Annotated in this window: 12 protein-coding genes; 1 reads left to right on the top strand and 11 read right to left on the bottom strand. The window is 61.8% G+C overall.

From position 1 onward, the window contains the following. Positions 1-120: 120 nt before the first annotated feature. The 6 genes from EFD56_RS13245 to EFD56_RS13220 all read right to left on the bottom strand — a co-directional run bounded on the left by EFD56_RS13245 (position 121) and on the right by EFD56_RS13220 (position 6718). Positions 121-1548 carry a gamma-aminobutyraldehyde dehydrogenase gene (locus tag EFD56_RS13245; RefSeq protein ID WP_126905484.1) on the bottom strand — a complete coding sequence of 476 codons (1428 nt, stop codon included), beginning with the start codon at positions 1546-1548 and terminating at the stop codon, positions 121-123. Between the two features lie 13 nt (positions 1549-1561). Continuing rightward, on the bottom strand, positions 1562-2374 hold the full coding sequence (locus EFD56_RS13240; RefSeq protein ID WP_004678022.1) for an ABC transporter permease: 813 nt from the start codon (positions 2372-2374) through the stop codon (positions 1562-1564). Further along, positions 2364-3326 carry an ABC transporter permease gene (locus EFD56_RS13235; protein WP_012485285.1) on the bottom strand — a complete coding sequence of 321 codons (963 nt, stop codon included), beginning with the start codon at positions 3324-3326 and terminating at the stop codon, positions 2364-2366. Before EFD56_RS13235 ends, EFD56_RS13240 begins: the two co-directional genes overlap by 11 nt. Next, positions 3323-4309, bottom strand: coding sequence for an ABC transporter ATP-binding protein (locus tag EFD56_RS13230; RefSeq protein WP_126905483.1), 987 nt, complete (start codon positions 4307-4309; stop codon positions 3323-3325). Before EFD56_RS13230 ends, EFD56_RS13235 begins: the two co-directional genes overlap by 4 nt. A gap of 219 nt (positions 4310-4528) precedes the next feature. After that, positions 4529-5689 (bottom strand): ABC transporter substrate-binding protein, encoded by a 1161-nt coding sequence (locus EFD56_RS13225; RefSeq protein WP_037117428.1) that lies wholly within the window; start codon positions 5687-5689, stop codon positions 4529-4531. A 120-nt stretch (positions 5690-5809) separates the two neighbouring features. Further along, the gene (locus tag EFD56_RS13220; protein ID WP_004678014.1) at positions 5810-6718 is read right to left on the bottom strand and encodes a LysR family transcriptional regulator; all 909 of its coding nucleotides are present in this window, start codon (positions 6716-6718) and stop codon (positions 5810-5812) included. Between the two features lie 178 nt (positions 6719-6896). Between EFD56_RS13220 and EFD56_RS13215 the strand changes: the two genes are divergently transcribed. After that, entirely contained in the window at positions 6897-7634 is a 738-nt protein-coding gene (locus EFD56_RS13215; protein ID WP_126905482.1) for a hypothetical protein, read from the top strand. A gap of 67 nt (positions 7635-7701) precedes the next feature. Here the strand turns inward: EFD56_RS13215 and lysS are convergent, their stop codons facing one another. The 5 genes from lysS to EFD56_RS13190 form a co-directional block, all read right to left on the bottom strand. After that, positions 7702-9198, bottom strand: a complete 1497-nt coding sequence (lysS, locus tag EFD56_RS13210; protein ID WP_037117420.1) for a lysine--tRNA ligase — start codon at positions 9196-9198, stop codon at positions 7702-7704. Positions 9199-9220: 22 nt separating this feature from the next. After that, positions 9221-10675, bottom strand: a complete 1455-nt coding sequence (gene gltX, locus EFD56_RS13205) for a glutamate--tRNA ligase (protein ID WP_126905481.1) — start codon at positions 10673-10675, stop codon at positions 9221-9223. Between the two features lie 242 nt (positions 10676-10917). Next, entirely contained in the window at positions 10918-11667 is a 750-nt protein-coding gene (locus tag EFD56_RS13200; protein WP_126905480.1) for a TerC family protein, read from the bottom strand. Positions 11668-11820: 153 nt separating this feature from the next. After that, positions 11821-12660 (bottom strand): AraC family transcriptional regulator, encoded by an 840-nt coding sequence (locus EFD56_RS13195; RefSeq protein WP_126905479.1) that lies wholly within the window; start codon positions 12658-12660, stop codon positions 11821-11823. Between the two features lie 106 nt (positions 12661-12766). Next, positions 12767-13447 carry a TetR/AcrR family transcriptional regulator gene (locus EFD56_RS13190; protein WP_010003423.1) on the bottom strand — a complete coding sequence of 227 codons (681 nt, stop codon included), beginning with the start codon at positions 13445-13447 and terminating at the stop codon, positions 12767-12769. Positions 13448-13572 lie beyond the last annotated feature (125 nt).

Here is a 13572-nt window from a genome sequence, read left to right as displayed (position 1 = left end):
GCGTCATCCTTTGCTTTTGCCTGAGAAGACGCGTCAGCCGGGAAATTGTTCCACATCGTCGGCAGGCGATCGGCCGGATGAGGCCAGACCGCCCGAGCCTCCCCGATCTGCCTTACGCCGTCAGCCGTGATTGATCATCACGTGGCGAACGGCGGTGTAGTCCTCCAGAGCATAGGTCGACAGGTCCTTGCCGTAGCCCGACTGTTTGAGGCCGCCATGCGGCATCTCGTTGACCAGCATGAAATGCGTATTGATCCAGGTGCAGCCATATTGCAGCCGGGCGGCCGTCTTCATGCCGCGGCCGATATCCTTGGTCCATACGGAGGAGGCCAGGCCGTAATCGCTGTCGTTTGCCCAGGCGACGGCATCATCGGCATCGGAAAAGCGGGTGACCGAGACGACCGGGCCGAAGACCTCGCGGCGGACGATCTCATCGTCCTGCAGGGCGCCGGCAATGACGGTCGGGGCAAAGAAGAAGCCCTTGTCGCCGGAGACCTTGCCGCCGGTGGTGATCTCCATATGCTTGTGCTCTGAAGCGCGGGCAACGAAGCTTTCGACGCGGTCGCGCTGGCGCCTGGAGATCAGCGGGCCGATCTCGTTTACGGTGTCGTCGGCCTCATTGAAGCGGATGCTGGAGACGGCCGAGGAGAGGTCAGCAACAAAATTGTCGTAGACCCTGGCGTCGGCATAGACGCGGCAGGCGGCGGTGCAGTCCTGGCCCGCATTGTAATAGCCGAAGGTGCGGATGCCTGAGACGACGGCATCGATATCAGCATCGTCAAAGACGATGACCGGGGCCTTGCCGCCGAGTTCCAGATGGGTGCGCTTGACCGTTTTGGCGGCGGCCTGCAGCACCTTTTTGCCGGTGGCGATATCGCCTGTTATCGAAATCATGCTGATCTTGGGATGATTGATCAGCGCGTTGCCGACGCTTTCGCCGCGGCCGAGGATGATATTGACGACACCTTCGGGCAGGATTTCGGAGAGCAGCTTCGCCATCTTCAGCGCTGTCAGCGGCGTCTGTTCCGAGGGCTTGAAGACGACGGTATTGCCGCCGGCGATCGCCGGCGCCAGTTTCCAGGCCATCATCATCAGCGGATAGTTCCACGGTGCGATCGAGCCGACGATGCCGATCGGATCGCGGCGGATCATCGACGTGTGGCCGGGCAGGTATTCGCCGGCGGCCGGTGCGTGCAGATTGCGCACAGCACCGGCGAAGAAGCGATAACAATCGACGATCGCCGGAATCTCGTCGTTCAGCACGGCATTTATCGGCTTGCCGCAGTTCAGCGCTTCCAGCGCGGCGAAGCCCGCGGCGTCCTTCTCGATGGCGTCGGCGATCTTCAGCAGGTAGCCGGAACGCTCGGAAGGCGTCGTCTGCGACCAGCCCGCAAAGGCCTTTTCCGCGGCGTCGACTGCGGCGTCGATCTGGGACAGCGAGGCTTCGGCAAGGTCGATCACCGTCTCGCCGGTCTTCGGGTTCAGGATGTGCTCTTCCGTCTCCGTGCCTTTTTCGAAGCGCGAACCGATCAGCATCTGGGTATCCATGATGTTCTCCCTGTTATTTGCCGCCGCCGGCGATCTGGTCGCCGTCGCGGGTGAGGTAATAGGCTGCCAGGATCGGCAGGAAGGTGACGAGCACCACCACCATGGCAACCACATTGGTGACCGGGCGCTGGCGCGGGCGGATGAGTTCTTCGAGCATCCAGATCGGCAAGGTCGATTGCTGGCCGCCGGTGAAGGTGGTGACGATGACCTCGTCAAAGGAAAGTGCGAAAGCCAGCATGCCGCCCGCGAGAAGGGCGGTGCCGATATTCGGCAGAATGACATGGCGGAAGGTCTGGAAGCCGTCGGCGCCGAGATCCATCGAGGCCTCGATCAGTGAGCCCGAGGTGCGGCGGAAGCGGGCGACGGCATTGTTGTAAACGACGACGACGCAGAAGGTGGCGTGGCCGAGCACAATGGTCCAGACCGAAAACGGGATGTCGAACAGGCTGAAGGCGGAGCGCAGGGCAATGCCCGTGATGATGCCGGGAAGGGCGATCGGCAGGATGACCAGCAGCGAGATCGCCTCGCGGCCGAAGAACTTCGTCTGGCTGACGGCCGCCGCGCAGAGCGTGCCGAGAATGAGCGCGATCGCGGTGGCAATGACGGCGACCTGCACGGACAGGCCAAGCGCCGACCAGACATCCGGCCGGTTCCAGGCGATGGTGAACCATTGCAGAGTCAGGCCGGGCGGCGGCCATTGATAGCTCTTTTCCTCCGTCGTGAAGGCATAAACGAAGATCAGCAGGATCGGCAGGTGCAGAAAGAGCAGCCCGCCGGCGGCGGCGATTTTCAAGGCTAGCGGCGATGTCTTGAGGTCAGAGCGCATCGAAGGCCCCCAGCTTTTTGGCGAGCGACAGATAAAGCGCCATGATGACGATCGGCACGACGGAGAAGGCGGCGGCGAGCGGCACGTTGCCGGCCGTTCCCTGCTGGGCGTAGACGGCCTGGCCGATGAACAGCCTGGACGAGCCGATGATCTGCGGGATGATGTAATCGCCCAATGTCAGCGAGAAGGTGAAGATCGAACCGGCGACGATGCCAGGGAGCGCCAAGGGCAGCAGCACGGTGCGGAAGGTCTGGCGCGGCGTGGCGCCGAGATCGGCCGAGGCCTCGATCAAATTGCCGGGCACCCGCTCGAGGGCCGCCTGGGTCGGCAGGATCATGTAAGGGAGCCAGATATAGACGAAGACGATGAAGGTTCCGAGATAGCTCACCGAGAGCGAATTGCCGCCGACCACGGGCAGATTGAGGATGCCATCGAGCAGCCAGGCGAGATGGAGCTTCTCGAAGATCCAGGTGAGGATGCCTTCCTTGGCGAGGATCAGTTTCCAGGCGTAGATCTTTACGAGATAGCTCGACCACAGCGGCAGCATGACGCCGAGGTAGAAGAGCGCCTTCCACTTGCCCTGCGCATAACGCGCCGCGTAATAGGCGATCGGAAAGGCGATCAGCGCGGCAACAATGGTGACGAGCGCGGCCATGACGACCGTGCGGATGATGATGTCGAAATTCGTCGGGCTCAGAAGCTGGGCATAGGTCGCAAGGGTGAATTCGTAATTCACCAGGCCGGAGAAATCGTCGATCGAAAAGAAGCTCTGCAAGAGCAGGGCGATCAGCGAGCCGATATAGATGATGCCGAGCCAGAGCAGCGGCGGCGTCAGCATCAGGAAGAGCAAGAGCTTCGGGTGCCGCCAGAAGACATCCGACATCCGGCCGAACAGCCCGCTGCGTCCCGGCAGGATCGATGTCTTGGCGCTGGAGAGGGTGAGCGCCGTCATGCCGCATCGTCCATATAGTGGATATCGGCCGGCTGCCAGGCAAGCCGGATATCGGCGCCGACATCAGGCACAGGCGCACCGGCCGGCAGCATCACATGCAGCCGGCTGCCGCGGAGATCAACGCCGAGACGGGTGGCGGCGCCGAGGAAGCTCGCATGTTCGACTGTGGCCTCGATGCCGTCACCTGCCAGGCGGATCGCCTCGGGCCGCAGGCTCGCCCAGCGTTTCTCGCCGCCGAGTGCGGCCATCAGATCCGGTGCGATGACATTCGAGGAGCCGACGAAATCGGCGACGAAGCGGGTCCTCGGGCGGCGGTAGATATCCTGCGGCGTGCCTTCCTGGACGATGTTGCCGTTGTTGAAGACGGCGACACGATCGGCCATGGACAATGCTTCGCCCTGATCATGCGTCACGAAGACGAAGGTGATGCCGAGCGCGCGCTGCAGGCTCTTCAATTCCTCCTGCATCTGCTCGCGCAGCTTCAGGTCCAATGCGCCGAGCGGCTCGTCGAGCAGCAGCACCTTCGGCTTGTTGACGAGGGCGCGCGCAAGCGCCACGCGCTGCCGCTGGCCGCCGGAGAGCTGGCCGGGGCGGCGGGCGCCATAACCCGGCAGCTTGACGAGCTCCAGGGCATCGTTCGCGGCCTTCATCCGCTCCGTCTTGCCGACGCCCTTGACCATCAGTCCGTAGGCGACATTGTCGAGGATGTTGAGATGCGGGAAGAGCGCATAGTCCTGGAATACGGTGTTGACGTTGCGGCGATAGGGCGGAACGCCGTCGGCCGTTTCGCCGAAGATCTGGATATGGCCGGCGCTCGGCTGCTCGAAGCCGGCGATCAGTCTCAGGCACGTCGTCTTGCCGGAGCCGGAGGGCCCGAGCATGGCGAAGAATTCGCCCGGCGCGATCTCGAGATCGACGCCGTCGACGGCGCGAACCTGGCCGAAATGGCGCGATACCTGCTGGAAACGGACGGCTGACGTCATGGGGAACTCCGGGCCTTTCATGTTCAGAGAGGGTTTTGGTCTTGGCTAGTGAAGACCCCGCCCCAAACCCCTCCCCACAAGGGGGAGGGGCTTAACCTACCGTACCCTTTCGCAAATACCTTGGTGTTTCGGCAGGATTCGGCGGTGCCACTTGTAGCCCCTCCCCCTTGTGGGGAGGGGTTGGGGCGGGGTCTTCAACCACACAAGCTGACCTGGCTATTACCGCCCGCCGATCACGCCGATATAATCCGAGACCCAGCGATGATAGGGCACGCATTCGCCCTGCGTCGCGCATTTGGCGACCGGGGTCTTCCAGAACTTGATTTTGTCGAAGTGATCGAAGCCGTTGGTGGCGCAGCCGGCATCACCCATCAGTTCGTTGCCCTTGCAGGCGGCGGGAACCGAGGGCACGGCGCCGAACCAGGCGGCGGCGTCGCCCTGGACTTTGGCCTGCAGTGAATGTTCCATCCACATATAGGCACAATTCGGGTGTTCGCTGTCGGCGTGCAGCATGGTGGTGTCGGCCCAGCCGGTGACGCCTTCCTCCGGGAAGGTAGAGGCGATCTTCTGTTTGTCGGCCTGCAGCAGGTTCACCTGGAAAGGCCAGGAGCCGGAGGCGACGACGCCTTCGTTCTTGAAGTCGTCGATCTGGATCATCGCGTCGTGCCAATAGCGGGAGACGAGCTTGCGCTGGCCGCGCAGCAGATCGAGGGCGGCCTTGTATTGATCCTCGGTCAGTTCGTAAGGGTCCTTGATGCCGAGATCCGGCTTATGGGCCATCAAATACATGGCTGCGTCGGCGATGTAGATCGCGCCGTCGTAGGCCTGGACGCGGCCCTTGTTCGACTTGCCGTCCGGCAGCGTCTGCTCCTCGAAGACGACGTTCCAGCTGGTCGGCGCCTTGTCCTTGAAAGCATCGGTATTATACATCAGCACATTCGGCCCCCAGAGATAGGGCACGCCGTAATGCACGTCGCCGACTGTATACCAGGCGCCCTTCTGCAGGCGATTGTCGACATTCTTGAAGCTCGGGATCAGATCGGTGTTGATCGGCTGGACACGTTTGCCGGCGATGAGGCGGAGCGACGCGTCGCCCGATGCGGTCACGAGATCGAAGCCGCCCTCGTTCATCAGCGATACCATTTCATCCGAGGTGGCGGCGGTTTTGACGGAGACCTTGCAGCCGGTGTCCTTTTCGAAGCCGGTAACCCAGTCGTAATTCTTGTCAGTTTCGCCGCGCTCGATGTAGCCGGCCCAGGCGACGATGCTGACGGCGCCTTCGCCCTTGCCGAGCGCCTTCAGCGGTTCGGCGGCGATCACCTGTGTCGCGAAGCTGAGGCAGGCCACTCCTGCCATGCAGGATTTCAAGAGATTCGTCATCATCTGTCTCCCGGTTTGGTGCCACTTTCCGTGGCCGTTCGTTCCCAATTATGAAGGTGAGCCGAAAAAGCCGCTTTCGCAAATTCATTTATCAGAAAGGCGATATCGGAAATTCCGATATCAGCGAATGCGCCCTGAGCGCATGCTTTCGGCGATCCCGACGAAATCGCGCGCCGCTTGCGGCAGGCTGGAGCCCTTGCGCCAGACCATGCCGACCTGCACGACCGGCAGCGACCCGGAGACGTCGCGGCTCTCGATGCGGTCGCCTTCCAGCGACCACGGGCGGTAGACGAGATCGGGAAGCAGCGCCACGCCGGCGCCCGTTGCAACCAGGCTGCGCACCGCCTCCACCGAGCGGGTGCGGAAGGCGACATGCGGGCGGGCGCCGAGCGCCGACAGCAGCTTGCCGGTATTTTCCTCGATTTCGTCGACCGTCAGCATGATCAGCGGCTCGCGGGCGATATCGGCGACCGAGATGATGTCGGCCGAGACCAGCGGATGGCCCATCGGCAGCCATAGGCGATAGGGCGAGGTCTCGAGGATTTCCGCCTGCAGCGCCATGCGGTCGCGCAGGTTGGAGATCACCATAACGGCGACATCGAGTTCGCCGCCGACCAGGAGATGTTCGAGATAGCCGCCATTGTCCTCGATCGCACTGACCTCGACTCCAGGACAGGCGCGCCGGTATCGCGCCAGCAAGTCGGAGAGCACGTAGCCGGCGACCAGCGAGGTGACGCCGATGTTCAACGTGCCGGAAAGGGCGCTCTGCCGGCCGGAGAAGCTGGTGCGCGCATCGGAGACAGAGGCGAGGATCTTGGTGGCGTGACGGAGGAATTGGTGTCCGTTGTGGGTGATGGTCAGGCCGCGCGGATGGCGCTCGAAGAGCTCGACGCCGAGGTCGGTTTCGAGCTCCTTCAGCGCCTCCGTCACCGAGGATTGCGAGATCGAAAGGTTCTGCGCGGCGCGTGTCACCGAACCCTGTTCGGCGACGGCGACAAAATACTGGATCTGGCGAAGCGTGAAGGCCATGGGCGTTTAGAGCATGACGGAATGTGCGGTGGCAAGCGGTTGAAAAAGGCGGACCTTTTTTGGTCTTTTTTCAAAATGGAGCAGGCTTGGCATGCTCACTTAAACTTTCGGAAACGTCATTTCTCTAGCATCTCAGCACCTGTCCTGCGTTGGAGTTTGAGATGGCGGAGCAGTTGGCGTGAAGGCCTTACTGCGCATATTCCGGCCTTCCCGGAAATTGGCAATCATCATCGGCGGCGTCGCGCTTCTGGCGGGCGTTTCCGGTGGTGCGGCGCTTTACGTCGGCAAGGACAGGCTGATCGGTGTCTCGAGCGGCGGCTACGGACTCGAATGCTCCGACGTCAATCTGGTGACGATCAAGAAGCAGGATCACGTCTGGGTGCGGAAATACATCAAGACCGAACCGACCGACGGCATGACGCGGGTCAGGACCGCGCTGCGCGTCGCCCAAGCCGTCTATGCCGCGCAGAAACCGGATCTGGTGCAGGTGGTGGTGCTCGACGAGAACGGCCCGACGCTGCGCGCCGACATTCGCGGCCGGGCGATCGGCGCCGACGTCGTCTACATCCCGCATCCCGACAAGACGGTTCCCGGTCTCGACGACAAGCCCTATACGGCGCGCTACTATGACGGCAAGGCCAGCGAAAACGGGCTGTTCTTCGGCGAGCGTATCGACATGCCGGTGGATGAGATCGCCATGATCAGCGCCGGCTTCAAGGATCCCGAGGATTGCGTCGACCCGGTCGCGGTTGGCTCGACCAAGAATGAGGGAAAGGGCAAGAAGGCTGCAGGCGGCGAACGCGCCGAAGTACCGGCTGCCGAAAGCGAAGCCGCGCCTGCCGCCGAAGGGAAGGGCGAGGTAGTGGCCGAGGCGCCGGCCGAAGAGCCGCCGGCAGAAGTTACGAAGACACACTGACCGCAAGCAGGAAAAAAAACGGAGCGCCAAAGGCGCTCCGTTTTCAATTTTCGATGATCCGTTTCTGTCAGTCGGCCTTGTTGCGGCGGGCCGGGAAGAGGATGACGTCGCGGATCGACGGCGCGTTGGTCAGCAGCATGATCAGACGGTCGACGCCGATGCCGAGACCGCCGGCCGGCGGCATGCCCTGGTCGATCGCGTCGAGGAATTCCTCGTCCAGCTGCTTTTCCTTTTCGCCGCGGGCATGCGCCTGTTCCAGCTGCTCGACCATGCGGCGGCGCTGCTCTTCGGGATCGTTGAGTTCCGAGAAGGCGTTGCCGAGTTCCCAGGCGTTGCAATAGGTTTCGAAGCGCTCGACCAGGCGCGGCTCGCCCGGCACTTCCTTGGCGAAGGGTGAGATGTCCTTCGGGAAATGCGTGACGTGGGACGGCTGGATCAGCGTGGCTTCGACCTTCTCCTCGAAGATGAAGGCGAGACATTCGCCCCAGGTCCAATCCTTCTCCACCGCGAAGCCGGCAGCCTTGGCGGCGGCGCGCGCTTCCTCGTCGGTCTTAATCGCCAGGAAATCAATGCCGGTCGCTTCCTTCACGGCATCGGGCATCGGCACGCGCTTGAACGGGCCCTTGAAGGACAACCGCTTGTCGCCGAAATCGAATTCGGTCGTGCCGTGAATGGAGAGCGCCAGGGTCTCGAACAGCCGCTCGACGAGGTCCATCATGTCCTCGTAATCGGCATAGGCCCAATAGCACTCCATCATAGTGAATTCGGGATTGTGCCGGGTGGAGACGCCTTCATTGCGGAAGTTGCGGTTGATTTCGAAGACCTTGTCGGTCAGGCCCGAGACCAGCGTGCGCTTCAGGAACAGTTCCGGCGCGATGCGCAGATACATGTCGAGCTTCAGCGTGTTGTGATGCGTCTTGAACGGCTCGGCGGTGGCGCCGCCATAGATCGATTGCAACATCGGCGTCTCGACTTCCATGAAGCCGTCATTTTCCATGAAGCGGCGGATGCCGGAGACGATCTTCGAGCGCTGCTGGAAGCGCAGCTTCGAATCCTCATTGGTCATGATGTCGAGATGGCGCTTGCGATAACGCAGTTCGATATCGGAGAGGCCGTGCCACTTCTCGGGCATCGGCAGCAGCGATTTGGTCAGCATCTCGATCTTCTGGGCGTTGATCGTCAGCTCGCCGCGCTTGGTGCGACGCACGACGCCGGTGACGCCGATGATATCGCCGATGTCGATCATCGGCAGCAGGGCACGGGCTTCCTCGCCGGTGACGTCCTTGTGCGAGAAGATCTGGATCTTGCCGGAAGCGTCATGGATATCCATGAACATGCCGGAGTTGCGCGAGGAATAGACGCGGCCGGCGACGGTGACCACTTCCTGCGTCTCGACATCCGGTTCCAGGGATTCGTATTTGGCGCCGAGCTCGGCATTGGTCATCGTCCGGTGGAAATGCGCCGGATAGACGTCGCCGATCTGCTCGCGCAGCAGCTTCAGCTTCTGGGCGCGCACTTCGGTCGCGTCGGAGGAAAGAGCGTTTTCGGTCTTGTTGTCAGCCACTGTCGAAATCCTCTGACTGTTCTTACTTCGAGCCGACGAGAGCGGCGACCGCCTGCGCGGCGAGCTTCAAGCGCTGGCGCACGACCGAACGGCCGAGGATCGCCATGGAATCGAAGAGCGGCAGCGAGCGCGATGAGCCGGAGACGGCGACGAAGAGCGGCGAGACCACGACCTTCAGCTTCTTGCCCATGCGGTCGGAGATGGCGCGCAATTCCGCCTCGATCGTCTCGACATTCCACTCCAGGATCTTTTCGAGATCCGGCTGAACGGTGTTGAGGATCTCCAGAATCTCTTCCGGCGGCGACTTGATCTTGGCGAAGTCGGACGGCTGCAGGCCGAGATCGGACTTCAGCAGGAAGCCGGCGAGATCGGGCAGCTCGCCGAGCTTGGAAATTCGGGTCTGCGACAGACGCAGACCCGCCTTTAGACGGTCGTTTTCCATCGCCCAGGCCAGCACGCGCGCCTGGAATTCCTCTTCGGACAGCTTCTCGCGGATCCAGCGACCGTTCAGCCAGTCGAGCTTCTGGATATCGAAGATCGCGCCGGCCTTGGACAGGTTGTCGGGGTCGAACTTCTCGGAGAGTTCGTCCATCGTCAGCAGCTCTTCGCCTTCGGCGATCTGGATGAAGAACAGGCCGAGGAAGTTCATCAGCGCTTCCGGGATATAGCCGAGCGCGGAATAATAGGAGATCGAGGTCGGGTTCTTGCGCTTCGACAGCTTCGACTTGTCGGCATTGCGCATCAGCGACAGATGCATGAAGACCGGCTGGTCCCAGCCGAAATAGCGATAAAGCAGGATGTGCTTCGGCACCGAAGCCAGCCATTCCTCGCCGCGCGCCACATGGGTGATCTTCATCAGATGGTCGTCGATGACGTTGGCCATGTGATAGGTCGGCATGCCGTCGGCCTTGATCAGCACCTGCATGTCGACGGAATCCCAGGGGATGGAGACATCGCCATAGACGCCATCGGTGAAATCGCAGGAGCCTTCGGCCGGGATCTTCATGCGGATGACCGAGGCTTCGCCGGCGGCGGTGCGCGACGTCACTTCCTCCGCCGTCAGGCTGAGGCAGAGACCGTCATATTTCGGCGGCTTGCCGGCGGCGCGCTGCGCCTCGCGCATCTGCTCCAGCCGCGCTGGCGTGCAGAAACAGCGGAAGGCGTGGCCCTTGTCCAGCAGTTCCTGCGCATAAGGCTGGTAGATCGGCTTGCGGTCGGACTGGCGATAGGGGCCGTAGGGGCCTCCGATATCGGGACCTTCCTTCCATTCCAGCCCGCACCATTTCAGCGCGTCCAGCACCTTCGTCTCGAATTCCGGCGTCGAGCGCGTCGCATCGGTATCTTCGATGCGCAGGATGAATTCGCCGCCGTGCTTCTTGGCGAAGAGATAGTTGAAGAGAGCGATATAAGCGGTGCCGACATGCGGCTCGCCGGTCGGCGAGGGAGCGATGCGGACGCGGACGCCGGAAGTTGTCATTGCTATGGCCCGTCAATGAATGCCGGACGGTTTTCGCGGGAAAGCGACGTTCGGCCGGAAGGATGCAGATATCTTCGGCAAACCGGCCGGAAAAAGGGCATGCGCCCGCACCATCCGCCGATCGTCCGTTCGGCTGGCCTTAGGCCATATTCAACCCGGCGCGTCAAGAAAAACCGCGCCTGCAAGGGCCTAGCGACACTGGGGCAGGGCGCGCCGGTTGCGGCGCGCCCCTTGCGTCGGTCTCAATGGGCGCCTTCGCGTTTGCGCTTGCGGGCATTGCGCGCGAACATATTCAGCACCTCGACCAGCGCCGAGAAGGCCATGGCGGCATAGACGTAGCCCTTCGGCACGTGGAAGCCCATGCCTTCGGCGATCAGGGTCGTACCGATCATCAGCAGGAATGCGAGCGCCAGCATGACGATCGTCGGGTTCCGCTCGATGAAGTTGGCAAGCGGGTTTGCGGCAACCAGCATGACGGTGACGGCGGCGATGACGGCGATGACCATGATCGGCAAATGCGGTGTCATGCCGACGGCGGTGATGATGCTGTCGACGGAGAAGACCAGATCGAGCAGCAGGATCTGGCCGATCGCCGATGCGAAGCCTGTTGTGGCGGATGTCGCGATGAAATCCTCCTGATGGTCGACCGGATCGACGGTGTGGTGAATTTCCTTGGTGGCCTTCCAGACGAGAAACAGGCCGCCGGCGATCAGGATCAGATCCTTCCAGGAAAAGCCGTGGCCGAAGGCCGTAAACAACGGTTCGGTCAGTTGGACGATCCAGGCGACGGTGCCGAGCAGTCCCAGGCGCATGACCAGCGCCAGACCGATGCCGATCTTGCGGGCTTTTTCTCGGTGTTCGGGCGGCAGTTTGTTGGTCAGAATAGAAATGAAGATCAGGTTGTCGATCCCGAGAACGACTTCCATCACCACCAGCGTGATGAGCGCCACCCAGGCGGCCGGATCCTGAATGAGCGTCATGATGTCCTGCATCAGCATATACCCCTTTGCGTCACATGAATGAATGACGCGCGCAATGTAATGTCGGCGGCCTGCCACGCAAGCGCCGCAAGGGGGTATACGGAATCGATGTTACTTTTATTCCCTAGAGCAGGATGTTGTCCGACCCGCTCACAGTTTTCGGCATCATGCTCTGATCGGCAACCAGATTTCGGTGACGCCCATGCCGGTATAGGGGTCGAAGCGTTCGTCATAACGCTCGAACATATCGGGTGTGTCGCCGTGTTCGAGGCCGGAGGTCGGCCACCATGTGCCGAAAATCCGGTGCATGGTCGCGGAAATGCCGGAGACATGGCCGCGATGGGTGAAGACCACATAGCGCTGGCCCGGAAGCTTGAGCGTCGCAAAATCCGCCGGCAGATCGCCGGCGTCGGAGACTTCGACCGCGGCCATATAGCGGAATTTTTCCGCCTCGCCGTCGATATGGGTGCAGACGCCGTAGGCGACATTCCCCTTCTGGCCTGATATATGGCCGAAATGGGCATTGAATTTCTGCCAGAGAGACGGGATGGCGGCATTGCCGCCATAGGGATAGATCTCCTGCAGGCCGGCAAGGAGCATCGGCTGCAGGCTTTCGAAGCGGGGTGGTTCGAGGTCGTTGAGGTGGGCGGGGTCCATTCTGATCGGCTCCAGCAAAACAAGGTTACGGGTGTGCCCCTGCCGGCGCACCGCCTCCGGCGTCAGGCCGAACTGGTCGCGGAAGGCACGGGTGAAAGCCTCGTGCGAGCTGTAGCCCGCGCAAAGCGCAACCTCGAGAATGGTGGCTGAACTACCGACAAGCGCTGGCACGGCACGGCTGAGGCGCCGCCCTCTGATATAGCCGCTGATCGAGTGGCCGGTGACGAGCCCGAAGACGCGCGACAGATGATAGCGCGACAATCCGGCTGCTTCCGATATCTGTTCCAGCGATAGATCGCTTTCGAAATGGCTCTCGATGAACCAGATCGCCCGTGCGATGGCGCTCATCCCTTACTCCCTGGCTGCGACCTCTCTCTTAAAGAAATTCCGGCAGCCGGGTTTGATCGTCGTTGCGGAAATTTTGGCCGATGCAGGGCGGCAGTCAAGAATGGCGTTAGCCGGCCTCATGCCGGCGAGCGCCGTAGGCGGCCATGAAGACCCGGATCGCGCCGCGGATGACGCGGTCGATTTCCTCGCGGGACGGCGGCTCTTCCATGCTTCCGAACAGGCGGAGCTTGAAGAAGCTGCCGCTGGCGAGGTCGAGGAACTGGCCGGCGGCCAGATCGATGTCGTCGATCTTAAGCGTGCCTTCGGCGACGTGCCGTTCGAGGAAATCGCGCATGATCGTGCGCAGGTTCACCGGACCCTTGAAGAAGCGCTGACAGAGCACCGGCATGCGGTCGCGAACGCCAAGAACGGTGCGCATCGCGTTGATGACCTTTTCGTCGGTCATGTGGGTGACGAAGCTTATCCCGAATTCGTACAGGCCGGCTTCGGGATCGTCATGCTCGGCAAGCGCGGTGCGCACAGCGTCCACGAACGCGGCGCGCTCGGCTTCGATCATTGCCGAAAACAGTTCTTCCTTGTTGGTGAAATAAACGTAGAGCGTTCCCTTGGAGACGCCTGCTTCACGCGTCACGTCGTTCATGCTGGCGGCGTCGAAACCCATCTTCATGAAGACACGTTTGGCGCCGGCGAGGATCTGCTGGCGTTTTGCCGGATCTTCGCCCGCAGCAAACCGGCCTCCGCCAACGGGAGGGCTGAAGACGGCGGCATGGTCGGGTTTCAAGGTCATTTTTCCTTAACCGTGTTCACGGTTTCGTCTTTTCTTTAAAGAAATCGAACCGATTGGTTCTATACACCTTGATATGACGGCAAAACAGGTTTAAGTCAACTGAACCGAACCGTTCAGTTCGATTA

This window comes from Rhizobium phaseoli (assembly GCF_003985125.1).
GTDB classification, from domain to species: Bacteria; Pseudomonadota; Alphaproteobacteria; order Rhizobiales; family Rhizobiaceae; genus Rhizobium; species Rhizobium phaseoli.
The sequence above is the reverse complement of the archived record's forward strand: the minus strand, read 5'-3'. Positions and strand labels throughout refer to the sequence as shown.